This is a genomic window from Myxococcales bacterium, assembly GCA_016716835.1.
In the GTDB taxonomy this organism is placed as follows: domain Bacteria; phylum Myxococcota_A; class Polyangia; order Haliangiales; family Haliangiaceae; genus JADJUW01.
Genome location: JADJUW010000002.1, coordinates 235,242 through 259,162 on the forward strand (window position 1 = coordinate 235,242; position 23,921 = coordinate 259,162).

General features: G+C 63.1%; 21 protein-coding genes and 2 pseudogenes. 11 read left to right on the forward strand and 12 right to left on the reverse strand.

What is annotated here, in order from left to right; all coding sequences use genetic code 11:
• The first annotated feature begins 10 nt into the window (after positions 1-10).
• The 6 genes from tig to IPL79_15880 all read left to right on the forward strand — a co-directional run bounded on the left by tig (position 11) and on the right by IPL79_15880 (position 6,643).
• Positions 11-1,429: a trigger factor gene (tig, locus tag IPL79_15855; protein MBK9072454.1), complete on the forward strand. Its 1,419-nt coding sequence runs from the start codon at positions 11-13 to the stop codon at positions 1,427-1,429.
• A gap of 104 nt (positions 1,430-1,533) precedes the next feature.
• The gene (locus IPL79_15860; GenBank protein MBK9072455.1) at positions 1,534-2,352 is read left to right on the forward strand and encodes an alpha/beta fold hydrolase; all 819 of its coding nucleotides are present in this window, start codon (positions 1,534-1,536) and stop codon (positions 2,350-2,352) included.
• An 86-nt stretch (positions 2,353-2,438) separates the two neighbouring features.
• Positions 2,439-3,074, forward strand: a complete 636-nt coding sequence (gene clpP / locus IPL79_15865; protein ID MBK9072456.1) for an ATP-dependent Clp endopeptidase proteolytic subunit ClpP — start codon at positions 2,439-2,441, stop codon at positions 3,072-3,074.
• Positions 3,075-3,145: 71 nt separating this feature from the next.
• Positions 3,146-4,381: an ATP-dependent Clp protease ATP-binding subunit ClpX gene (gene clpX / locus IPL79_15870; GenBank protein MBK9072457.1), complete on the forward strand. Its 1,236-nt coding sequence runs from the start codon at positions 3,146-3,148 to the stop codon at positions 4,379-4,381.
• A 140-nt stretch (positions 4,382-4,521) separates the two neighbouring features.
• Entirely contained in the window at positions 4,522-5,742 is a 1,221-nt protein-coding gene (locus IPL79_15875) for a hypothetical protein (protein MBK9072458.1), read from the forward strand.
• A 181-nt stretch (positions 5,743-5,923) separates the two neighbouring features.
• Positions 5,924-6,643, forward strand: a complete 720-nt coding sequence (locus tag IPL79_15880; protein MBK9072459.1) for an outer membrane beta-barrel protein — start codon at positions 5,924-5,926, stop codon at positions 6,641-6,643.
• 545 nt (positions 6,644-7,188) lie between these two features.
• On the opposite strand, the pseudogene IPL79_15885 reads toward IPL79_15880, so the two are convergent.
• The 3 genes and pseudogenes from IPL79_15885 to IPL79_15895 all read right to left on the reverse strand — a co-directional run bounded on the left by IPL79_15885 (position 7,189) and on the right by IPL79_15895 (position 11,230).
• Positions 7,189-9,731: pseudogene (locus IPL79_15885) on the reverse strand (leucine--tRNA ligase).
• Positions 9,732-9,774: 43 nt separating this feature from the next.
• Positions 9,775-10,566, reverse strand: a complete 792-nt coding sequence (locus tag IPL79_15890; protein MBK9072460.1) for a hypothetical protein — start codon at positions 10,564-10,566, stop codon at positions 9,775-9,777.
• A gap of 469 nt (positions 10,567-11,035) precedes the next feature.
• Positions 11,036-11,230, reverse strand: a pseudogene (locus tag IPL79_15895) (hypothetical protein).
• Between the two features lie 358 nt (positions 11,231-11,588).
• Between IPL79_15895 and IPL79_15900 the strand changes: the two are divergent.
• The 5 genes from IPL79_15900 to IPL79_15920 are packed head-to-tail and all read left to right on the forward strand — an operon-like array spanning position 11,589 to position 15,301.
• Positions 11,589-12,368: a UMP kinase gene (locus IPL79_15900; GenBank protein MBK9072461.1), complete on the forward strand. Its 780-nt coding sequence runs from the start codon at positions 11,589-11,591 to the stop codon at positions 12,366-12,368.
• Positions 12,369-12,390: 22 nt separating this feature from the next.
• Positions 12,391-12,948: a ribosome recycling factor gene (frr, locus tag IPL79_15905; protein MBK9072462.1), complete on the forward strand. Its 558-nt coding sequence runs from the start codon at positions 12,391-12,393 to the stop codon at positions 12,946-12,948.
• A gap of 3 nt (positions 12,949-12,951) precedes the next feature.
• Positions 12,952-13,344 carry a hypothetical protein gene (locus IPL79_15910; protein MBK9072463.1) on the forward strand — a complete coding sequence of 131 codons (393 nt, stop codon included), beginning with the start codon at positions 12,952-12,954 and terminating at the stop codon, positions 13,342-13,344.
• 15 nt (positions 13,345-13,359) lie between these two features.
• Positions 13,360-14,307, forward strand: coding sequence for an NAD-dependent epimerase/dehydratase family protein (locus IPL79_15915; GenBank protein MBK9072464.1), 948 nt, complete (start codon positions 13,360-13,362; stop codon positions 14,305-14,307).
• A gap of 37 nt (positions 14,308-14,344) precedes the next feature.
• Positions 14,345-15,301, forward strand: a complete 957-nt coding sequence (locus IPL79_15920; GenBank protein MBK9072465.1) for a M23 family metallopeptidase — start codon at positions 14,345-14,347, stop codon at positions 15,299-15,301.
• A 7-nt stretch (positions 15,302-15,308) separates the two neighbouring features.
• Here the strand turns inward: IPL79_15920 and IPL79_15925 are convergent, their stop codons facing one another.
• From IPL79_15925 to IPL79_15965, 9 genes are all read right to left on the reverse strand, one after another.
• Entirely contained in the window at positions 15,309-17,213 is a 1,905-nt protein-coding gene (locus IPL79_15925; protein MBK9072466.1) for a von Willebrand factor type A domain-containing protein, read from the reverse strand.
• Positions 17,214-17,410: 197 nt separating this feature from the next.
• Positions 17,411-18,742, reverse strand: coding sequence for a Xaa-Pro dipeptidase (gene pepQ / locus IPL79_15930; GenBank protein MBK9072467.1), 1,332 nt, complete (start codon positions 18,740-18,742; stop codon positions 17,411-17,413).
• On the reverse strand, positions 18,739-19,194 hold the full coding sequence (locus IPL79_15935; GenBank protein MBK9072468.1) for a YeeE/YedE family protein: 456 nt from the start codon (positions 19,192-19,194) through the stop codon (positions 18,739-18,741). The genes pepQ and IPL79_15935 overlap by 4 nt, the downstream gene beginning before the upstream one ends.
• A complete protein-coding gene (locus IPL79_15940) occupies positions 19,195-19,620 on the reverse strand; it encodes a YeeE/YedE family protein (GenBank protein ID MBK9072469.1) in 426 nt (141 codons plus the stop codon). It abuts the gene before it with no gap.
• On the reverse strand, positions 19,596-20,618 hold the full coding sequence (locus tag IPL79_15945; protein MBK9072470.1) for a glycosyltransferase family 2 protein: 1,023 nt from the start codon (positions 20,616-20,618) through the stop codon (positions 19,596-19,598). The genes IPL79_15940 and IPL79_15945 overlap by 25 nt, the downstream gene beginning before the upstream one ends.
• 60 nt (positions 20,619-20,678) lie before the next feature.
• Positions 20,679-21,602: a class I SAM-dependent methyltransferase gene (locus IPL79_15950; GenBank protein ID MBK9072471.1), complete on the reverse strand. Its 924-nt coding sequence runs from the start codon at positions 21,600-21,602 to the stop codon at positions 20,679-20,681.
• 63 nt (positions 21,603-21,665) lie between these two features.
• Complete coding sequence (locus tag IPL79_15955; GenBank protein ID MBK9072472.1) at positions 21,666-22,139, reverse strand: hypothetical protein; 474 nt, start codon at positions 22,137-22,139, stop codon at positions 21,666-21,668.
• A gap of 14 nt (positions 22,140-22,153) precedes the next feature.
• Entirely contained in the window at positions 22,154-22,414 is a 261-nt protein-coding gene (locus IPL79_15960; GenBank protein MBK9072473.1) for a hypothetical protein, read from the reverse strand.
• Positions 22,415-22,478: 64 nt separating this feature from the next.
• The gene (locus IPL79_15965) at positions 22,479-23,918 is read right to left on the reverse strand and encodes an FAD-binding oxidoreductase (GenBank protein ID MBK9072474.1); all 1,440 of its coding nucleotides are present in this window, start codon (positions 23,916-23,918) and stop codon (positions 22,479-22,481) included.
• Between the last annotated feature and the right edge of the window lie 3 nt (positions 23,919-23,921).

Here is a 23,921-nt window from a genome sequence, read left to right on the forward strand (position 1 = left end):
AAAGGGTCCCATGCAACTGCGCCTTGAAGATGTTTCACCCGTTGAAAAGAAGCTCGTCGTCGAGGTGCCCTGGGACACCGTGAGTGCGCGCCTGGGCACCGCCTACAAGGAAATCGGCAAGGACGCGCACCTGCGCGGCTTTCGCCCCGGCAAGGCGCCGCGCGCGGTGCTCGAGCAAGTTTACGGCCGCCGCGTCGATGCCGACGTCGCGACGACGCTGCTCGAAGAGTCGTTTTACCGCGCCATCTCCGAGCACAAGCTCGAGGCCGTCGCGCCACCGCGTTTTGATGCGGCACCGAGCAAGATCGTCAAGGGGCAGCCGCTGGCCTTCGCCGCGATCATCGAGGTCAAGGGCAGCTTCGAGCCGCAAGGCTACAAGGGCCTCGAAATCGAGCGCCGCAAGGTGGTCGTCACCGACGAACAAGTCGACAAGGCGATCGAGCAATTGCGCCGCGACGCCACCGAGCTCTTGCCCATCGAAGGCCGCGACGTGCTCGCCGCCACCGACGTCGTTGCGCTCGAGATCAAAGGCACGGTTGGCGAGAATACCGTCGATCACAAGCAGTTTGTGGTCGAGCTCGATAACGCCGAGCGCGAGGCAATTCCAGGCCTGCACGCCGCGCTGGTCGGCCTGCCGCTTGCCACCAAAGACAAGGTGCTTGACCTGCAAGTGCCTGCCGATCACGAAGACCCGCAGATGCGTGGACAAGCGGCCCATCTCACCTTCTCGGTGGTTGAGGCGCGCGCCAAGCAAATGCCGGCCCTCGACGACGAATTTGCCAAGGACACCGGCAAGGGCCAGACGTTGGCCGAACTCAAGGCCGCCGTGCGCGCCGAGTTGGTCGCCAAGGAAACCGAGGTTGTGAACCGCGAAGCCCGTCGGCTGGCGCTGCGCGCGCTCGTGAAGCAAAACCCGATCGCCGTTGCCAACACGCTCGTCGATCGCGCGATCGCGGCGCAATATCGCCGCCTCCAGCAGATGTTTGGCATGCAGGCCAGCGCGCTTGGCGCGATGGGCGACAAGCTCAAGGCCGAGATGCGGCCCGGCGCCATCGATGAAGTGCGCGGCGAGTTGTTGATCGACGCTATCGCGGCCAAAGAAACCATCGCCATCACCGACGAAGAAATCGAAAATCGGCTGCAAGCGGTGGCGGTTGAACGCAATACCACGGCGGCTCGCGTGCGCGCCGAGCTCGAGCGCGACGGACGCATGGATAACGTCACCCATTCCATTCGCCACGACAAGACGCTCGATCTCTTGGTGACCCATGCCAAGATCACCGAGGTCGACAAATTGACGCAAGACGCGGGCCCTGACCTAGGGGACGCGCCGATCGCCGACGGTCATGACGACCACGCAAAGCACGACCATGCCGGCAGTGGGCACGACCATGGCGGCCACGTGCACGGCCCCGGCTGCAACCACTAGCGCCAGCGCCCTGCGCGGCGGCGGGGCACCGGCGCTGAGAGTTTGTTGTCGAATCGACAATTAATTTCTCTGGCTTTTTTGCGCCCGGCTTGTGACACTTGGGCGTGCCATTCACGCTGGGCGAGCCGCGCATCTCTTTCGAAACTCAGGGCGAAGACGGGCCACCTGTGCTCCTCATCATGGGTTTGGGCATGCGCGGCGTGGTATGGGAGGCGCAAATCAATGATCTGTCGCGCGACCATCGCGTGGTGTGGTTTGACAATCGCGGCATCGGCGCCAGCGAGCATGCGCCGACCAGGTATAGCGTCGCCCACGCCGCCGACGATGCCGTACGCGTCCTCGACACCCTCGGCTGGGATCACGCGCACGTCGTAGGGGTCAGCTTTGGCGGCATGATCGCCCAGGAGTTGGCGCTGCGGCATCACGAGCGCCTGCGCTCGCTCGTGCTCATCGCCACCCACGCAGGCGGGCCCATGGGCATGGTTCCGACCGCGCGCGGCTTACGCTTGTTCTTGCGCGCCCACCTGGGCGATCGCCAGCGCGCGATGATGTCGCTGCTCTATCCGCAGGAATTTGTCGACTCGATCGATCGCGAGGCGCTGATGGCGCGCATGGCCGTGCAAGCCAACCAGCAGCCGCGCCAGAGCGTCATGCGCCAGCTTTATGCGGCGGCGAGGCACGATACGCGGCGACGCTTGGCGCGCATTGCGGCGCCGACGTTGGTTATGAAACCGACGCAAGATATCCTGGTGCGGCCGATGCATTCAGATCGCCTCGCGACGGGCATTCCGGGCGCCAAGCTGCATGAGCTTCAAGGCGGCGGCCATGGCGCGATTTTTCAGTGCCAAGCCGAGGTCAACGCCGCGATTCGCGCCCACGTCGCCGCCCACGCCGACAATCCGCCTCGCCTAACTTCGACCTAACTACCGGCTTGGGTAGGGCTGGGGCCTACCAACTTATGCGTGGACGCCACGTTGCCGCGGCCGCGCTTGGTCGGTAGAGTCGGGGGATGGACATCCGCAACTTCATCGTGCCCACCGTCATCGAGACCACGCATCGAGGTGAGCGCGGTTGGGACATTTTTTCCCGCCTGCTCAAAGACCGCATTATTTTTATGGGCTCGGGCGTCAACGACGACGTCGCCAACGTGATCATCGCGCAGATGTTGTTTTTAGAGTCGGAAGACCCCGACAAGGACATCATGCTCTACATCAACTCGCCGGGTGGCCTCGTCACCGCCGGCCTGGCGATCTATGACACCATGCAGTACCTGCGCTGCGAGGTCGCCACGGTGTGCATGGGTCAGGCATCGTCGATGGGCGCGTTCTTGCTCGCGGCGGGGTCCAAGGGCAAGCGCTTCTGCCTGCCGCATTCGCGCGTGATGATTCACCAGCCTCTGGCTGGCTTCTCAGGCCAGGCCACTGACATCGATATCCATGCCCGGGAAATCCTCAAAACGCGCGACACGCTGAACGGGCTTCTCGCCAAGCACACCGGGCAAACCATCGAGCGGATCCGCCACGATACCGAGCGCGACAACTTTATGTCGGCGCATCAGGCCAAGGAATACGGCCTGATCGACGAGATCTTTGTCCGCGATAAGGCGCACCCGACGCCAAAGCCAGACAGCAAGAAAAACGGCTAAATAGCCGCCAATTGGCGCAGTTCGCCCGCGGCCTGTGGCGGCGGGGGTGGCGCCGGCGCTATAGTGGGCCCATGGCCACGGATCGCAAAGAAACCGCCGCTAGCTGCTCGTTTTGCGGCAAGGCCGAAAAGGATGTGCGCAAGAAGCTCATCTCCGGACCCAATGTCTACATCTGCGATGAGTGCCTAAGCCTGTGCAACGACATCATCGCCGAAGAGAACGAAAAAGAAGAGCTGCAGTTCGGCCACGCGGGTATTCCCAAGCCCGCGGAAATCAAAAAAGTCCTCGACGAGTATGTGATCGGCCAAGACCGCGCCAAGAAAATCTTGGCGGTCGCGGTGCACAACCATTACAAGCGCATCGAACACAAGGCCTCGGACAACGACGTCGAGCTGCAAAAATCAAACATCTTGCTGCTTGGGCCTACGGGCTCGGGCAAGACCTTGCTCGCGCAAACGCTGGCGCGCATTCTCAACGTACCTTTCGCCATTGCCGACGCCACCAACCTCACCGAGGCGGGCTACGTCGGCGAAGACGTCGAGAACATCATCGTCAATCTGCTGCAAAATGCCGACCACGACATCGAGCGCGCGCAGCGCGGCATTGTTTATATCGACGAGATCGACAAGATCGCGCGCAAGAGCGACAATCCGTCGATCACGCGCGACGTCTCGGGCGAGGGCGTGCAGCAGGCCTTGCTGAAAATCATCGAAGGCACGGTCGCCTCGGTGCCGCCCAAGGGCGGACGCAAACACCCGCAACAAGAATTTCTTCAGATCGATACGACCAACATCTTGTTCATCTGCGGCGGCGCGTTTGTCGGCCTCGAGGACATCATCCAAAATCGCATCGGGCAAAAGATTATCGGCTTTGGCGCCGGCACCAAGTTAGCGACACCGGAGCCCAGCCAATGGGATTTGCTGCAAAAGGTGCAGCCTGAAGACTTGCTCAAGTATGGCGTCATCCCAGAATTTATCGGACGCCTGCCGGTGATCGCGCCGCTGCATGAGCTCAGCGAAGACGCGTTGGTACAGATTCTCACGCAGCCCCGTAACGCCTTGGTTAAACAATACCAACGCCTGCTCGAGATGGACGGCGTCAAGCTCAAGTTCACGCCGGGCGCGCTGCTCAAGGTGGCCAAGCTGGCTGCCGAACAACGCAGCGGCGCCCGCGGCCTGCGCGCCATCTTAGAACGCGCGCTCCTCGAAACCATGTACGAGGTGCCGGGCCAAGCGGTCGCCGAGGTTGTGATCAACGAAGACGTCATCGATAAGCGCAGCAAGCCGATCATGACCTACGCCGCGTGAACCCCCAGCGGGTCGCTCGGCACGCAAACTACATAAGCGACGATGTGGGACGTTGTCGCCACGTGCAAATCGATGGCGTGGTATCGGCGGTGCGCTCCTTATTGTCGCGCCCACCGGCGATGTCATCTACAATACCGCAGATGATAAAGCAGACATTAGGTCTTACGTGGTTGGCCGCTGTGGCGACGTTGGCCGTAGGTTGCGCCGGCAGCACGGTTGATGGACCGCCCGCGTCGCCGCCGCCAACGCCCGTACCGCCGCAGGTAACCGTCGCGGTAACCGGCACCGTGATCGAATTGTTTGACGAGACGCCGGTCGCCGCCGCGGGCGTTGCCACCGCGGGCACAGACCCTGGCTCAGAGACCACCACGGACGACGAAGGCGAATTCGCCATCACCGTGCCAGTGACCAGCGTTATTTACGCCACCGCGACCAAGGCAGGCTTTGCGACCACGTCGAGCGGCCCTTATAAACTGGGCGAAACCGCCACCGACATTTCGGTGCCCGTCGTAAACGCGGCGACGCTGACTCAGATCAAAACCGCCGCGGTGCCGGAGGGCAATCTCGAGCATGGCGTTGTGATCGTCGACGTGCAGTCGCCGGCAGGGGTGCCGTTGGAGGGCATTAGCCTTGGCGAAGATACCGTTGCCATCAAGCTCGACGGCGCGCCTATGGCTGAAATTCCGCGCCGCCTGCTCGACGCAAACTTAAATCCGCTCAGCGAGCTAGAGTCGGTAGAAACCGACGCGACGGGACGTTTCTTGCTGTTCTCGGTGCCGGCAGGTAGCTACACGCTAGCCGTCAAGCTTGGTCCCGATGCCGAGACGCCGCCGGTTGAGGCCTCGCTCGAAGTACCGGCCTCCGGTGCGGCCATCTTGACGCTAAAGCAGCCAGGGGCCGCGATCATCGTCGACTCGTTCGCCGACGATATTTATCCGCTGCTCCAGCGCACCGCCGACGGCGGCTACGGCTGCGCGCGCTGTCATAGCGCGAACAGCACCGCGGGCTATCGCATCCACTTCGACGCGCCCGCGGTCGACGTGTGCCGGTGGATCGTTGAGGGCTACACCGCCGCCGAGCCAAATCCACTTGATCCAAACGCGGCGCTCGAGCGGCCGCCGCTTGCTCATTTTGTTGAGGATCAAGAAGACCAGTCGCGCCTGCTGTATTTCCCGCTGTACGGCAAACAGTTTAGCGGCCCCAACGACCCACCCGCTATGCTCGACACTCATCCCAACGCGACGTTTGTCTCAACCAGCGATCCTGGCTACCTAACGCTTAAGCAGTGGGTGACCAACAACGTCGACTATACCGGGGCAGAGCTGCTGCAAATGGCTTGTGGCATTACGCCGCCGAGCTGAGCCGTAGCCGCGGGTTCCCGCCCCATGTGACGCTGGCGCGCGGTGCGGCGCCCCTGCGGCACACCAACCTGTGACGAATTGTTCACACGTCACCACAATTACGCAAGCAATATTAAATGGTTATGGTGATTGGTTGGCTGGTACGGCACTTGCTCAGGTACAATGGCAGAGGAGCACCACGATGACTAGAATCACAATCGCCAAACTCGCCCGCAACGTTGCCCTGATTGGTGGGGTCGTTTTCGCCGGAGCCGCCGTCGCGCAGCCGGCAGCGTATCCGCCCCCTGGCGGCGCGTATGGCGGTGGCGCGCCAGGACAGGCGCCTGCCCAGCCACAAGGTTATTACAGCACGCAGCCGGCCGCGCCGACGGGGTTTCAGCCCCGCCGTGGCCTCCTGATCGCCGGCGTGGGCTTTGGGATCGGCTCGATGGGCAATGAAGCCGGCGCCATCGAATGTGCTGATTGCGATACCAACCCCGTGTCATTTGCCGGCGACGTGCGCCTCGGCGGCATGCTCAGCGATCGCCTCGGCTTGATGGTCGAGGGGCAAATTGATTCGTCGGTGGTTCAGTCGTTCGGCGGGCCGTACGGCACCGAAGGCACCAAGTCGATCTCGCAAACCGCGGTGTTTGTCGCCGCGCAATACCATGTCTCGCCGCGACTCTACGTTCGCGGTGGCCTCGGCCTCGCCAACTTGGCGTTTGACTATTCCGACAGCTATGGCACCGCCAGCGAGTCGATTAGCGCGGGCAGCGCGGTCATGGGCGCCGTCGGTTACGAGCTCATCTCGACGCGCGGGCTGTCGCTCGACGTTGTGGGCCGCCTCACCGTGGGCACCTATACCGATATCGGTGAAACCGTCAGCGCTGGCTCGGTCGGCCTGGCCTTCAATTACTTTTAGCCACTAACGTCGTCCAAGCCTCGTCTCATCGCCGCGGGTGTCAGCGGCGCGCGACCACATGGTTCGTCTCATCGGGGCGGTGGTCAGCGGCGCGCGACCACATGCTTCATTTCATCGCTACGGCTGTTCGCTCTGCTCACGACGCCTTGCGCTCAGGACGGCATGATGCGCCAAATGGATGAAGCCAGTGTGCCTTCGCGAAACGCTCTGAAACGAACATGTGTCGCGCACCGCTTCTGCGCGCTGGCGTACCGGCAGGTGGCGCACGTTTCTTCCGCGAGCATAGATTGCACGGCGGTGCTGTCACCACGCAAACCTACCGGCAGGTGGCGCACGTTTCTTCCGCGAGCATAGATTGCAGGGCAGTGGTGTTGGCACCGAGCGCGGTGGATACCACAGCCGTCTCGCCGCGCTCCGGAGGTCCGCTATCTGCGAGCAGGGAGACACGTGCGCTCGCCTGCCGGTCCTCCATCTATCTGCGAGCAGGAAGACATGTGCGCTCACCTGCCGGTGAGCACGAACACGCCGCTGCGCCCACCTGCCGGTCAGACCACTAGATTAACGAGCTTGCCCTTAACGTAGATCTCGCGGCGGATCGGCTTGTTGTCGATGAATTTGACGACGCCGGGCTCGAGCTTGGCCTGCGCGATAATATCCGCCTCGGCGGCGGCGGCTGGCACCTCGATGGTGCCGCGCAACTTACCCGAGACCTGCACCGCAATGACGATCACGTCGCGCGCTAGCTTGGCGGCGTCGTAGGTGGGCCACGCGGCATAAGTGAGCGACTCGGCGTGCCCGAGCCGCTGCCAGATTTCCTCGCACATGTGCGGGCAAAATGGCGCCAAGATCTTGATGAAGGCCTCGTACCAAGCTTGCGGGATGGCGGTGGCGCGGGTTGCCTCGTTGGCGAAGATCATCATTTCTGAGATCGCCGTGTTGAAGCGCATGTCGGCGACGCACTCGGTGACGCGCTTGATCGCGCCATGCAGCAGACGCTCGAGCTCTTTGTTGTCGTCGCCGGTAGTGCCGGCTACTTTGCTTGTGCGCTCGCCGGTTTCGTTGTCAAAGCCAAGGCGCCATACGCGGTCGAGAAAACGCCGCATGCCAACGACGCCGGCGGTCTCCCATTCGGTGCCTTCGTCGAGTGGGCCCATAAACAGCTCGTAAAGGCGCAGCGCGTCGGCGCCAAACTCGTCGCACATATCGTCGGGGTTGACGACGTTGTACTTGGACTTGGACATCTTCTCGAGGCGCGAGGCAACCGGCGTGCCGTCGGTTTTGACAAACCACGCGTCTTCTTTTTTCTCGACTTCTTCGGGGTAGTAATACTTGCCGCGCGCATCGCGATAGCTCTGCGCGTGGATCATGCCTTGGTTAAACAAGCGCTGAAATGGCTCCGGCGTCGAGACCAACCCGAGGTCAAACAGCACCTGGTGCCAGAAGCGCGCGTAGAGCAAATGCAAGGTGGCGTGTTCGGCGCCCCCGACATAGAGGTCGACCGACCTCCAATACTTTTCCTCGGCCGGCTCCCATGCCACGTCGTCGCGGTCTGGCGAGATGAAGCGAAGGTAGTACCAACAGGATCCCGCCCATTGCGGCATCGTGTTGGTCTCGCGGCGCGCGGGCTTGCCGGTAACCGGGTCGGTGGTTTTGATCCACTCGGTGGCGCGTGCGAGTGGTGGCTGGCCGTCGTCGGCGGCGCGATAGGCGTCGATTTCAGGCAGCGCCACAGGTAGCGCGCTCGCGGGCAGCACCCGCACCGTGCCGTCTTCGAGTTCAATCGTCGGAAACGGCTCGCCCCAATAGCGTTGGCGCGAGAACAGCCAATCGCGCAGGCGATAGCGCACGCTCTTTTCGCCGCGCTTGTTGGCCGCCAGCCATTCGATGACCTTGTGCTTGGCCGGTTCGATGGTGAGGCCGTTGAGAAACTCCGACGCAATATGCTCGCCGTCGCCGTCATACGCGGCCTCGGCGACGTTGCCGCCTTTGACCACTTCGACAATCGGCAAATCAAATGCCTTGGCAAACGCCCAGTCGCGTTCGTCATGCGCTGGGCAGGCAAATACCGCGCCGGTGCCATAGCTCGCCAGCACGTAGTCGGCGATCCAAATTGGGATTTCTTTGCCGTTGACTGGGTTTTTCGCAAAGGCGCCGGTAAAGCAGCCGGTCTTGGGCGCGTCGGCCGCCTGGCTTTGGCGATCGCGATCGCTCTTCTTGCCAACGTCGGCGCGATAGGCGGCGATGACGGCGGCTTGCGCCGGTGTGGCAATCGCGTCAACCAACGGATGCTCGGGCGCGAGCACGACGTAGGTGCCGCCAAACAGCGTATCGGGGCGCGTGGTGAAGACCTCGATGTCTGCTGCGGCGCCTGCCTTAGCTCCAACCACGGCGAATTTAACGTTGGCGCCAATCGATCGCCCGATCCAATTGCGCTGCATCTCCTTGATGCCTTCGGGCCAATCTACGTGTTCGAGGCCATCTAATAGCCGATCTGCATAGTCAGTGATTTTGAACATCCACTGCTTCATCATGCGCTTCTCGACCGGATCGCCGGTTTCGATATAGACCCCGTCTTGCACCTCTTCGTTGGCGAGCACGGTGCCCAGCGCAGGGCAGTAGTTCACCGCGACCTCGGCCTGATACGCGAGGCCCTTTTCATAGAGCTTGGTGAAAATCCACTGGGTCCACTTGTAGTAGCGCACGTCGCTGGTGGCGAGCTCGCGGTCCCAGTCATACGACAGGCCCAGCCGCGACAACTGTTGCTTAAACGTCGCAATGTTGCGCGTGGTGATGTCGCGCGGATGCTTGTTCTCGCGCTCGGCCTGGCGCTCGGCGGGCAAGCCAAAGCTATCCCAGCCCATGACGCGCAACACGTTGAAGCCCATCATCCGCTTGGCGCGCGCGACCACGTCGGTCGCGGTGTAGCCCTTGGGGTGGCCGACGTGCAGCCCGGACCACTTGGGTACGGGAACATGTCGAGCACGTAGTACTTGGGTTTGGTGCGGTCAGTCGGCGTGGCGAAGGTCTTTTTTTCCTGCCACGTCTGCTGCCATTTTGCGTCGATTGTAAGGTGGTCAAATCCGGCCATAAAGCCGGGCGAACCTAGCACGGGCGGGCTGGCGTTGACGCCGCTACAGCGCGTTATACGCCGCTACAACGGCTTGCTCGGCTGCGCGAAACGCCTGGAGGTCGGCGTCTACCCAGGCGGGGGTTACGGCGCTGGCAGCCTTGTGCATCTGCAGCACGGCGGCGCAATATGTTGCAAGATAGTCTGCATCAGGTCCGACCGCGAGCGCGCTCACGGCTTCGAGAATCGTTGGCAACTGCGTGCTAAAGGCGACATGGTTTTTGGTCTCCCTTGCCGCGAGCAAGTCGGCCTTTGCAATCTTGATTACCAAACGATAATATTCGGACGATTTTTCCTTCTTCTTTTTTTCTTTTTTGGCGAGGGCGGCGAGGTCTGCGCGATCGAATTCAATCTCTTCTTTGTCGATCTGTAAGCTAAGCGCTTTGCGCGCCGTTAGGTTGGCTTCCAATGTCTTCGCGAGCTTTACCAGCGCGCCGTGCGTGTCAGCCGAGACCACTGGCTTTTGCTTTTCTAACATGAGCCCATCCACGTCAGCCGCGAGGCTTGTCAAGGAAGTCGCGAAGGCGCTCAGCGTACGCGTCAGCTCGGCGGAGCCATTTTGCTTGGATACAAGCAGGGCTAGGTCGCACGAGGAGGTGTTCCATCTGCGTGGGGGTACGTAGCGCTTGCTGCGAACAAGTTCGGAAATATGGTCTCCGACCTCGCTTGAATCGTTGAAGCAGGTAATGGCCCCCCGCAGCGCCTTCTGGTTTTCGGCAGGGGTTCCGGCCTGCGCTGTAGAGACGGCAAACGCGAGGATAATCGTGGCGAGACAGGCGAAGGTAACGTGGCGCATGGTTGATTTGTCCTTTGGTGTTCCTCACCAAATTCAAAGTCTGTGCCAACCAGCGGCTCCAACGCTCGCGACAAGCAACTGAATTTGTTGGCCAGCTCAAGCGCTTGCGAGCCAGGCGGTGGGAGCGGGGCCCCCAGTGGCGAACCTACAGCCCCAGGCCGCCGAGTAAGTCTTCGAGGCCACCAAGGCCTCCTGCACCACCACCGCCGCCGAGACCGCCGAGGTCTGGCAGGCCGCCGAGGTTTTCACACACTGGGCCAGCAAGCGCCGCGCAGGTGGCAAGGTCCAGCCCAAACTGCGTGCACTGCGCAATGGTTTCAATGAGGCAGAGCGGGTCGCTGCCGCCGCCACCACCGCCCGGCGTGCCGCCGCCGATGGCGCCACAAATTTGCTCGACCAGGTCGGCGCAGGCAGCAGGGTCTAAACCAAATTGCTCGCATTGCGCAGTCGCTTGCGCTTCGCAGGCGCTTGGGTCGGTCGGATCCGTTGGGTCGGTCGGGTCACCTGGATTGGTCGCGTCGCAATACTGCTCGGCGTAACCTGTGCACGTCGCCACGTCGACGCCGAACTGCGTGCACTGCGCGACAAAGTCGTCAATGCATTGCGCATTGCCTGGGTCGGTTGGATCAACCGGTGGAGTTGGATCAACTGGATCGGTTGGTTCGTCGCTGCAGGTTTGCGCGATCAAGTCGATGCACGCCGACGGCGAAAGCCCAACATCGTTGCAATACGCCTGCGTGGTATCAATGCAGTTGTCGCTTGGCGTATTGTTTGGCGGCGCCGTCTCGTCATTGGTGCACCCGCCCACGCTCGCCAAAGCGGCGAGCAGCAGCGACGTGGCCACGGCAGAGTTGAGATGAGACGATAGACGCGTATGAGCTTGGCGCATGATGACCTCCCCAGTCGGCACGGACTATAACGGGGTTGGCGCGGCGGCCGCAGCTGCTTTCTCCATTTTCGCCTGACAAACGGCGTCGCCTGACGGTGGCAAGTGTAGGTCTGTTGGCGTAGAGTCGTGCGGCATGTCACTGCCCGGTTCGACGCCCTCTAAATCATCGTCTAAGCCTGCGTTTCGGCGCATCTTATTGAAGTTATCCGGCGAAGCGCTCATGGGGCCGCAGGGCTATGGCATTAGCACCGAGGTCTTAGGCGTTATCGCCCAGGAAATCGCAGATGCGGCCTCAACTGGCGTTCAGGTGGCAGTGGTGGTCGGCGGCGGCAATATATTTCGCGGCGTGTCGGACTCTGCCAAGGGCATGGATCGTTCGACCGCCGACTATGTTGGCATGCTCGCGACCGTCATGAATGCGGTGTCGCTGCAAGACGCCGTCGAAAAACGCGGCCAAGCCACGCGCGTGCAATCGGCCATTGAAATGTCGGCGCTAGCCGAGCCCTACATTCGCCGCCGCGCGATACGCCATCTCGAGAAGGGCCGCGTCGTCATTTTTGGCGCTGGCACCGGCAACCCATTTTTTACCACCGACACCGCGGCGGCGTTACGCGCGATGGAAATTGGCGCCGATGTCGTCATGAAGGCGACCAAGGTCGATGGCGTGTACGACTCCGACCCGCGCAAGAATCCCGGCGCTCGCCTTTATAAGACCGTCAGCTATACCGACGCACTGCAAAAAGATCTCAAGGTGATGGACTCAACGGCCTTTGCGCTGTGCCGCGACAACAAGCTGCCCATCATTGTGTTTGATATGACTAAGGCCGGCAACATCGCGCGCGTGATCGCGGGCGAGGCCGTCGGCACCCGCATCGTCGGCGACGACGAGCCGTCACAATTCGCAAACGTTTAGACCGACCGCTGGGAGAATGACTATGATCGCACAAATTACCACCGAGGCTGAAGCTGGCATGAACAAGGCGATCGAGGCCTTTAAGCGCGACTTGCAAAAAGTTCGCACCGGCCGCGCCTCGACCTCGATGCTCGATGGCGTGCGGGTGGATTACTACGGCACGCCGACGCCGATCAATCAAGTGGCCAGCGTGACGGTGGTCGACGCACGCCTCATCACGGTCAAGCCGTGGGAGAAATCGATGATCGCGGCGATCGACAAGGCCATTCGAGCGAGCGATTTGAATCTAAATCCTGTCGCCGACTCCGACCAGGTGCGCCTGCCAATTCCACCGCTGACGCAAGACCGCCGCAAAGATTTAGTCAAGCAGGTCAAGAAGATGACCGAAGACGCGCGGGTCGCGGTGCGCGCGGCGCGGCGCGATGCCAACGACATGATCAAGGAAGCCGAAAAAGACAAGGCCATCACCGAAGACGAGCGCAAGGCCGGTGAAAAAAAGATTCAGGACATCACGGATAAGTTCATCGCCACGGTGGACGAAACCGCAACGGCCAAAGAAGCCGAAATCATGGAGTTATAGGCCATGAAACGGCTTTTAGCGCTACTCGTATTACTAGCCAGCGGCACAGGTTGTGTGATGTCGCCGGCGCAACCGGGCCCGGTATCACCGCGGCCGGCGCCGCCATCAAGTGATGCGCCCACGCAACACGGCGGAGAGGCCGACGTCTCAACGTCGATCATCGCGACGTGGGAGGTGGTGGCAGTCGCTGATGCGACCTGCCAGCTGGCCCCCGTTGACGCGCCGATCGCGGCACACGTTGGACTAGCCTGCGCCGCGGACACGCCCGTAGGTGCGCGCGTGCTCAAGATGAGCGACGGCGTTTGCTCGCTGATTCACCCGCGGCCGGACTGCGGTCCCGGGCGCATCTGCGATCCGCGGCCAGCGCAAGAAGTACCCTGCCCAGGCGCGCCGTAGGTTAGTAGCCAAGTTATGAAGGTGCTCATCACTGGCGCGGGTGGCCAAATTGGTCGCGATTTGATCAAGGCCTATGCGGCAGAGGGCGCGACGATCATTGCGACCGACGCACGCTTGCCTGAAGCGGCGGTGGCGGTGGCGTCTTGGCATCGCTTGGATGTTACCGAGGCAGCCGCGGTCGAGCAGGCATTTGCCGAGCACAAGCCGGATCTTGTGGTGCACCTCGCGGCGATCTTAAGCGCCACCGGTGAAACCAATCACATCGCCGCCTACAACGTAAATCAAACCGGCACCTGGAACGTATTGGAAGCGGCGCGCAAGACCGGCGCGCCGCGCGTGCTGTTTACGTCGACCATCGCGGTGTTTGGTCCGGGTCTGCCAGACCCAACGCCCGACGATGTGCCGCTGCGTCCAACCACCATGTATGGCGTGACCAAGGTCGCGGGCGAGCTTTTGTGCGATTACTTCCGCGGCAAGTTTGGGCTAGACGTGCGCGGGGTGCGCTTTCCGGGGCTTATTTCGGGCAGCAAGCCGGGCGGCGGCTCGAGCGATTATGCGGTGCATATTTATTACGACGGCGTGCGCACGGGGCGCTATCAGGCGTTCTGCCGCGCCGACACGAGAATTCCGCTGATGTATATGCCCGATGGCGTGCGCGCGCTGCGCGAGCTAGCGGCGGCTCCGCGAGAGCGGTTGTCGCGAGCGATCTATAATATTGCCGCGTTCTCGCCGCGAGCCGATGAAATCGCCGCCAGCGCGGCGACCGCGATTGCCGGCCTTGACGTGACGTTTGTGCCCGACCCGATGCGGCAAGCCATCTTGGATTCTTGGCCGCGCGCGCTCGATGACAGTTTAGCGCGCCGCGAGTGGGGCTGGGCGCCGCGCTATGACCTAGCCGCGATGACCCGCGAGCTGGTCGCCGAGCTGCGCCAGACGCTCGCAACCTCGTCGCAAAACAAATAGTTAACGATTCGTCAGTTAATTATGCTAGCCTGCTCGCATGGCACGCAAGGTATCGCTGCGCGAGGCGCTTGGGCTCGATGATGTGCCCGCACGGCTCGCCGAGCTGGTCATGGTGTTTCGCGGCGACGAACACGTAAGGCCCAGCCGGTTCGGGTTGTCGAGCGCGAAGCGGCTGCAGCCACGGGCATCGCTGCAGCTGTGGCGCCATTGGCTAACCGGGCCGCACCATGGGGTGCCATCGCCGGTCTTGATTACCAACTTGTTTAACCACACGCCGACGCCGATCGAGGACGGTTGGTCGGTGCGCGTCACCCAGGTCAGGGATTTTCGCGGCCAGGCGGGCACCTATGACAGCCACAATGGCACTGATTTCGCGGTAGCGCCCGGTACGACCGTGGTCGCCGCGGCGCCCGGACGGGTCATGCACGTGATCAATGAATACAATCGCGGCGGGCTCAAGGTGGTGATCGAACACGGCGGTCACCTCATTACGTCGTGCAATCATCTCGCCAAGGCGTTGGTGGCCCCGGGCGATTTCGTTGAGCGTGGGCGACCGGTCGCGCTCTCGGGCTACAGCGGCACCGACGGGCTCTTGACGTTTCCCTTTGGCATTCCGCACGTTCATTTTAACGTTTGGCACAATGGCGTCGCGGTTGACCCTTTCGCGGTTGGCGGCGAGCCGTCGCTGTGGCGCGAGCACAATCGGCCAACCCCGCACGGCGGACGCGAGAGTGTGCGCCTGTCGCCAAGCCTCTGGGATCAAGATGCGATTGCGGCTGGCATCGAGGCTTGTAAGGACCCGCGGGTACGTCAAGCCTTAGCCTCGCTTGATGACATCGCCGTGCGCGGCGTCCAGCTCGTTTTCCAGCAGCTTACGTATCCGCTGCGCTTTGTGGCGCGGCCGGCGCCGTATGCCGCCACGGCGCCGCGGACGCCCGTGCTCGACCTGCCGTTTGCCGCCGAAGAGATTGCCGAGGTGAGGTTTGTCGACTAGGGCGTGCTTACTTCGCCATCACAAGCGGTAGTTTCGGCGACGCGGCATCGATTAGCCCCACCAGCTCGGCGCGTTCGCGGCGTGAGCCTTGCGCGCTGGCGGCGAGTGCGCGGGCGGTGGCGAGCGAGCCGCGGCCGACGTCGGGGTTGCCGCGCAAGATGTCGGCAAAGAGCGCGAGTGCGGTGGCAAAGCGCAGATCGGCGTTGGCGGACTCGAGCGCGCTGGCCATGCCGGTGGCGGCAAAGGCGAACGAGGCCTCCGTCGCGACGTCGGCGGTGGGCAGCTTGTGGCGAATGAGCGTGGTGACCATGCCGGTCGGGTCGGCCTTACCTGCTGCGGTCAGCTCGATTTCGTAGAGTGCCGTGACTTGATGACCCGCGCCAATTTCGCCGGCGTCGACCTTATCGTTGCGGAAGTCTTTGTCGGCGATGTCGCGGTTTTCGTAGCCAATCAGCCGATAGCGCGCGACCTTGTCGCTGTTGAAGTCGACCTGCAGCTTGACGTCTTTGGCGACCACTTCGAGCGTGGCGCTGATTTTGTCGACAAAGATGCGCTTGGCTTCATCGATGCCGTCGACGTAATAGTTGTTGCCATTGCCCTTGTTGGCGAGCTGCTCCATCGTGGTGTCCTTGTAGTTGCCCATGCCAAAGCCCACGGTGGACAGCGTGATGCCTTCTTTGACGTAGCCGCTGATCTGCGCGAGGATTTCTTCGTGCGAGGTGCGGCCGACGTTGGCATCGCCGTCTGAGAGCACGATGACGCGGCTATTGACGCCCTTGCGATGCTTGACCGCCGCCATTTTGTAGGCGAGGTCGATGCCCGCGCCCATCGCGGTCGAGCCGCCGGATGAGAAGTCGGAGATGGCGGCGAGGATGGTCGACTTTTCGGCAGCCGACGTTGGCTCGAGCACGACGCGCTCGGCGCCGGCATAGGTAACAATACTTACCGTGTCGCGCGGCGACAGCTCTTCGGTGAGCAGCCGCAGCGACTTTTGCACCATCGGCAGCTTGTCGCTGCTGCTCATGGAGCCCGAGACGTCGACGAGAAAGACAAGGTTTGCCGGCGCGCGCTCGCTGGCGCGCTTGGCCTGGGTCGCGACGCCAACGCGCAAGATGTGGCGGCCTTCCTGCCACGGCGAAGGGGCGGCATCCATGCTGACGGAAAACGGCCCGCGGATCGGCGCCGGGTACGCATAGTCGTAGAAATTGACGAACTCCTCGACGCGCACGCTGGCAGCAGGTGGGAGCTGGCCTTCGCCGAGCTTGCGGCGCGCGATGGTGTACGACGCATTGTCGACATCGGCGGCGAAGGTGGAGAGGTTGTCGGCCTTGACGTCGGTCCACGCGTTGGGCTTGTAATGGGCGTAGTCCTCGGTGGAGACCGGTTCGGGCGCTGAGTTCGCAACCACGCCGCCGGCGATCGCGCCGCGGCCATAGGCCACACCACCGCTGCCGCCACCGCCGGCGCCAAGGCCGTGCATCGTCACGCTGCCGTAGCCGACGCCTGTTCCCGAGCCCGAGACGCTGCCCATGCGGCCGTCTTTTTTTCCTGCCTCCACAGGCATTTTCGACTTAGCCGCGGCGGGCGCGTCCCTATCCTCCTCCTTGACGTCTTGCATCGGTTGCGCCGTGGTTACGTCTGTTGTGGCGATCTGCGCGACATCGCCCGATTCGGCGGACACGGTCGCGAGTTGCTCCTGGTCAGCGGTAGTGCGCGGCGCGGGTTTGTCGTCGGCCGGCGCCTGCGAGAGACTTGGCATCGTATTGGCGGCTTCGCGTAGCTGGGACTCGCTGCCCGCTGGGTGGGTTGTCCGCTCGGCGCGTTCCGGCGCGCCGCAGGCGGCGGACCAAGCCATGGCAGCGCTAAAGAGGTAGGTGCGAATTCGGCGAAGTGCGTGGGGTGATTTAGACATAGCAAACTCCTTGGGCGTGGGCGGGCGCAGCCGTGGCCTGAGCGCCGCATTGGCCACGCTGCAACATGCAGCGCCGGCAAGGCACCAAAACCAGCTACGCAGCTGTTGGGTGATAGACGCCTGCCGCGACCATCGGTTCTGAAAAAAATGAATTTTCTGACGGGGCGGAGTGCGGGGCTTGCGCCGGGACGTCGGCCTTAGCCCGCAACCATGCGAAATGCATCGCGGGTTAGGTTTTCGATGCGGTCGGCGTGGACGGCAATATTGTCCTCGATGCGGATGCCGCCAAACGGCGCCAGCGCGTCGACCGCCCCCCAGTTAACCAGCCCGGCGCGGTCGTCGGCGCGCAGCGGGGCGAGCAAGGCCGGGATGACGTAGAAGCCAGGCTCGATGGTGAAGACCTGGCCGCTCTCGATGACGCTGGTATTGCGCAAATACGGGTTTTCGGCGCGCGGCGGCGTCAGCTTGCAGCCGACGTCGTGCACTTGCAGGCCGAGCGAATGCCCAAGGCCGTGCGGAAAAAACGCTCGCGTCACGCCGCGGGAGACCAACGCCTCGCGGCTGCCGCGCGAGCCGCCGGCGATATCGAGGTCTGCCAGCAAGGTGGCGAGCTGCACGTGGCTGTCGTCGTGGAGGTCTTCATAGGCGCGCCCTGGCCGCACGCCGCGCACGAGCGCTTGTTGCAGCGTCTCCATGCCTTCGAGCAGCTCGCTAAACAAGCTGCCCCCGCGGACATAGGTGCGCGTGATGTCGCTGGCGTAGCCGCAATAGGCGGCGCCGGCGTCGATCAAAAACGAAGGCGCGGTCGAGGCGCCGGTGGTTTTATAGTTGACGTAATGCAAGGTGGCCGCGTGCTCGCCGAGCGCGACGATACCCTTGTAAGGCGTCTGCGCATCGTCTTGTTCGCTGGCGGCGAGATATGCCAAATGCAAGGCGAGCTCGCTGGCATTGGTGTCGGCGTCAAACAGCGCGCGCGCGGCAATATGGCCGCGCACGGCGCGTTCGCTGGCAACGCGCATGCAGGCGAGTTCATACGGCGTTTTGCGGGTGCGTATGGCGTGGATAGCCGCGATGAGCGCTTGCGGATTTTTGCTTACGCCGGCGAGCGCGGCCGGCGTCGTTTGGTCGCCGCCGCGGCGCGAATGGATCAGCGCAGTGGTCGGCTTGTTGGCAGGCAGATGATCCGCGAGCGTGGCCTGCGTGGCGTTAACGACGACAAATTCGTGCCAGAAGTCGCGATCTGGCGTTGCCGGCGCATCCCAAAAATCATCGCCCGCCGTGCGCACGATGGTCGGGGGCTGGCCGTGCCGCAGCACGAGATAAGCGCCAGCCTCGCAAATCGGCGCAAAGTGCAAAAACGTCGGCGTCGCCGCAAACGCAAAATACTGGTCGTCAAACGGATTTTTCTGCAGCGCCTCGCCGCTTTCCACGACGAGCGCGTCAAAGCCGCTGGCCTCCAGCGCCTTGGCGTAGGCAGGCAGGATGTGGGCGAGATGTTCGCGATACAGTTGGGCGAGAGAGACGCTCATTCGCACACCGTATCCGCAACTGCACTCGTCGCCAAGGCCTGGTCGCGGCGACCGGTGACGTGTTGCAAGAGCATGCCCGCGGTCATGGCGGCGACGAAGACGAGTGGCACCATGGCGCCGCTGCCGAGGCTGACGATCGCGGGGCCGGGGCAAAAGCCGGCGATGCCCCAGCCAACGCCAAAGATGCCGGCGCCGATGAGCAGCTTGGCGTCGAGCCCATGCTTGAGGGCTTGGTGAAACGAAGGCTCAAACAGCGGCGTCTTGTGTTTGGCAATGAGTTGTAGCGCGGCCATGTGCACGGCGATGCCGCCGGCCATGACAAACATCAGCGTTGGGTCCCAGGCGCCAAAGATGTCGAGGAAGGCGCGCACGTTGCCGGGATTGGTCATGCCGGCAACGCCAAGGCCAACGCCGAATAACACGCCCGCGAGCAGGCTCACCAAGGCTTGCATTTAGAAGCCCTCCACGCCAGCGGCGCGCAAGGCGACGATGGTCAGTACGCCAGTGGCGATAAACGTGACGGTGGCCGCGATCGAACGCCCCGAAAGCCGCGCGATGCCGCAGATGCCGTGACCGCTGGTGCAGCCGCTGCCCAGGCGCGTGCCATAGCCTACGAGCACCCCGGCGATGGCGACCAGCCACAGTGGTTGCGCGTTAGCCAGGCCAAACACGCCGGGGCGGATGAGGTAGAGCGCGACGCCGGCGATGAGCAGGCCGGCGAGGAAGGCGCCGCGTTGCCCGCGGTCGCTGGCGTGGCGTGCGACCAGGCCGCCGAGCAGCCCGCTAATGCCGGCGATGCGGCCGTGCGACAGCCAATACAGCGAGGCGGAGAGCCCAATAAGCGCGCCGCCTATTAGTGCGAGAGCGATGTTTGACATGCCTGCGTTTGTAACACGCCATGCGCGGCGGCAAAGGCGTCGTCACTCGAAAACCCATGCAGGCTCTGTACGACGTAGAGCGGCCGCCCGCGCACCTCGTCGTAGATTCGCGCGAGGTATTCGCCTTGGATGCCCTGCGAGATGAGCACGACGCCGCAGGCGAGCAAGCCGCCCATGGCTGCCCAAAAACCGCCGGTGAAGGTGGCCTGCCATGCGAGATATTGCACCCCAGCGACGGCGGCGCCGCCGATCGCTAGCAGAGCCATCATCGCGCCGACGTAAGTCCAAATTTTCAGCGGCGCGCTAGAAAAGCTGACGATGCCGTCGAGCGCGAGGCGCCACAGCGATCCGAGTGACCAGCGCGATTGGCCGTGCTGGCGCGGGCGCATCGTGAAAGGCACCTCCTCGCAGCGAAACCCCGGCCACTGAAACAGTCCCTTTAGAAAACGGGTGCGCTCGGGCAGGGCGTTGATCACGTCGATGAGCGCGCGATCGATGAGGCGAAAATCGGCGGCGTTGGCGGCGAGGTCGATATTGGCAAGGCGGCGCATCACGCCATAAAACCGCGCGGTCAGCCAAATGCGCAGGCGCGATTGGTCGGCGCGCCACTGGCGAATGCCAACCACCAAGTGCGCCCCGCGCCGCCAACGCGCAAGCATGTCGAGCACGACGGCTGGTGGGTGCTGCAGGTCGCAGTCCATGAGGATGGCCGCCTGTCCGGCGCAGGCGCGCAGCCCGGCGCTGATGGCGGCCTCCTTGCCAAAATGCCGCGCCAAGCTGACCACTTTTATATTTCGACGCGACGCCGCCAGCGCTGCGAGCATGGCTAGCGAGGCATCGCGGCTGCCGTCGTCGACAAACACTAGCTCCCAGCGCTCGCTTGCTTCATCGAGCATGGTTGCGAGCTCGTCAACAAAGGGGAGGAGATTAGCCTCCTCGTCGTGCACAGGCACCAAAACGCTAAGCGTGGGGTAGCTGCGCGGCTGGGCAGGGAGCACGCGCGCGGTGTAGCGTAAGGTGGGATTGCTTGACAAGGGCCAAACGCCTGCTGCGGCAGGCTACGAGATAGCGGCCTCACGCGTGACGCAGGCAGCCTGGGCGACATCGGCGCCGGTCGCGCGCGATAGCGCCGCAACGCCGCTGGCGAGTTCGCTCGGCAATGGCGCATAGCGCACGCTATAGCCGGCGGGTAAGCTCGCCTCGACAAACGGCAGGCTTGGCGCGTATACGAAGTGTCCGCCAGGCCTAAGCGCGAGCAAAATATGGCGATACGTATCGGCGTAGCGCAGCGCCACGCCACCGCCGCCCGCGCGCACGTGGTGATGCAGGAAATTCAGTGAAAACGCCATATGCGACGTGATCGTTGCAAATGCGGCGGGAGGCAACGTACACGCCAGCCACGTGCTAAATGGCGGCGCGTTTGCCAGCTGCACGTCGGGCGGCGCCAAGCGATCAAGGCCATGGGCGTCCCAGCCCAGGTTGCGCAAGTGACGCACCAGGTATGCATGTGCGCCGCACCCAAGATCGAGCAGCGGCGCCATGAGCTGCCACGTGGCAAAGCCAAGCACGTCCATTTGCAGCGCCGCCGAGTATTCGCCGCACACCACGGCTGGGGCGTCAGCCTCGACGTGCCCGAGTGGCCAGGCGGTGAGCGCGTCGAGGTGGGGCCGAAGTGCGTCGCGCACGCCGTCCGCCGTCATCCCCTTAGCCTTGGCCGTGCGCACGACCTCCACCACGCCCCGAAAAAGCCGAGCCAGATCGGCAATGGCGCGCGGTGGCAGCTCAACAAATTGGTGTTGCCGCAACAAGTCGGCAGCGGCGGCATGTGCAAGCGCCTCGGCAGGCAGCGGCGGCATCACCGCGGCCAGCGTCGGCTCGTCAAGCGGTGGTAGCGCAAGCAGGTCGGCGATTTGCGCCTCGTCGAACTGCATGGGCGTGGCCAGCCATTTGGCGGCAAATGCGGCGAACGAGTGGGCAGACATGACGCCTGCCTAGTATGGCATGGCCTGGCCGCGAGCATCGGCGAGCCGCGACCGCAAGTCGATTTAGGCTGGCACGAGCAGGCGCCAGCCCGTGCTGAGCTTCACCATGGAACCCACGATGGCGCCTTGACCGTTGCGAAACGCGAGCGTGCACGAGGCAATGCTGGGCAGCATGGCGGCCGGGTCGGCGCCATAGGCAAAGCCCGACTCCGCGGCGGTCTCAAACCTCTCGACGTTGCCTTGCGCGTCGAAGAAGGCCTCGTGGAGGCGTTTAAAGCACGCGCGCAAATGCTCCTCGGTGAGCACCTGCTGCTTATAGGCCTTGCTCCGCTCGGGGGACATGAAGGTGTCGACCTCGCGTGGCGTCGGGAACAGGCGCCGATAGTTGGCATACGTGCCCATGCGCAAGGCCTCGATAATGGCTTGTCCGACCTCTTCGGTGCTTTGCTTGCCGGTGGTGAAGGATTGCGTGAGGCCCTTGATCGCCTCGGGCGCAATTTCGCCGCCGCTGCCAAATGTCGACAGCTTGTTGTTCATGCGTCGCCGATACATCACGGCGATCGCGAGAAACCCCAGAACGCGACGCCGATGACCGGGGCCCAAAACATCCACTTGCGCCATTCGTTGACCTTTTGGCGGCTCTCCTCGCGATTCTCCTCAAAGCGCTGCATTTCCATTTGCGCCCGAATTGCCTCTTGCGCCATCTGATCGCCGCGATCGACCTGAAGCTGGGCACTTGCAGGTCGGGCCATAGCCCCGAGCACGACGACCATCGCTAGCGCTGCCAGCACGTTGCCTGCGTATTTACTCATCACCCCATCCCCTCGTAGAATGAGATCGTAGCGCGCGCCCGAGCTCGTGCTCAAGGGCGTAGGGCTACTTGGTGAAGGCCGGCGCTACGGCGCGCTTAAATAGATCGTTCGAAAACACCCCGGTAGGATCAAGTGCGACCTTGTGCGCCTTGAACGCCGCAAGGCGCTCGGCGCCATATGCCGCGAGCACGTCGGCCGGCCGCAACACGGCGTCTTTTGCAAAATAGAAGCGGCCGCCGTAGGCAAGCACGATCGCGGTGAGCGCCTCGGTATGCCGCCACAAGGCGTCGCGGCCGCGCGCCGTCACGCGAAAATCGAGCGCCAGTGACCAACCGTCGACCCCGTGCGAGAGCAAAAAATCATCCGCGCGATGGCGCTTGAGCACGCCGAGGTAAGGGACGATGCCGGCTTGATGGCACGCTGTTAGCACGTCGCGCATGCAGGCCAGGGCGCCTTCCGCTGGCACAAACAGCTGATACTGAATGAGCCCGCCGTCGCCATAGGCGCGCTCCCAATCGGTGACGTAGTCGAGCAAAAAATTAAACGCGACGAGAGACTGCGCATAGCCGCGTGCTCGCCAGCGCCAGCCAGCAAATGCACTCCAGTATTTCGCGGCATTTACCCAAGGCACGAAGGCATCATTCGTAAACGGCCGCATGAAGCGCCACAAATGTGCCTTGGGAAAGCCCATCACGCGCGTCGGCAGGCCGCTGAGGTTGTCGGCATAGGATGCACGTAGCGCGTCGGCGTCCTTGGTCCCGACATACTCGGCCGTGTGTATGAGCCCACGCCCAAGCGTCTCGCCGCGCGCAAGGCAATCGACCCACGCCACCAGGTAGTCGGCACTGCTTAGCCGCGATTCGAAGCGCAACAACAGCTCCTCGAGATTGCGCGCAATGATCGGTGTAACCATCAAGTTGCCGCTTGGCACCTTGTGTAGCTGTAACTTCACCCGCGTCACAGCGCCGAGCAGCCCCATGCCGCCGCAGACGGCGTGAAATAGCTCGGGATGTGTGGTCGCGCTGATGGTTTGCGTTGCGCCGTCGGCCGTAAGCAAGTCAAGTTCGAGCACATGCTCGCCAAAGGGGCCGCCAACCGTGTTGTTCTTGCCGTGGATGTTCATCGCGACGCAGCCGCCCAGCGTTGGGCGCATGGTGCCGGGTACCACGGGTGGCCAATAGCCATCAGCGATGGTGGCGCGCCACACGTCTTCGATGGTCGCGCCCGCCTCGGCATCGATGATGCCGGTGGTCGCATCCCACGACAAGATGCGATTTAGGCGTTCGGTGCTAATCACGAGGCCAGCGCCATTTAGCGCCGCATCGCCGTAACTGCGGCCGGCGCCGCGAAAGGCGATGCTCAGGCCCGCGGCCCCAGCTTGCGCAACAAGGGTCACGAGCTCGGCGGTTGTTTGCGGCTGGGCGAAGGCGCAGCTTGCGCGCACGGCGCGACCAAAGCCGGTGAGGACTTGCCTGGGCCATGGCGTTGCGGCGGGCGTGGTCATGAT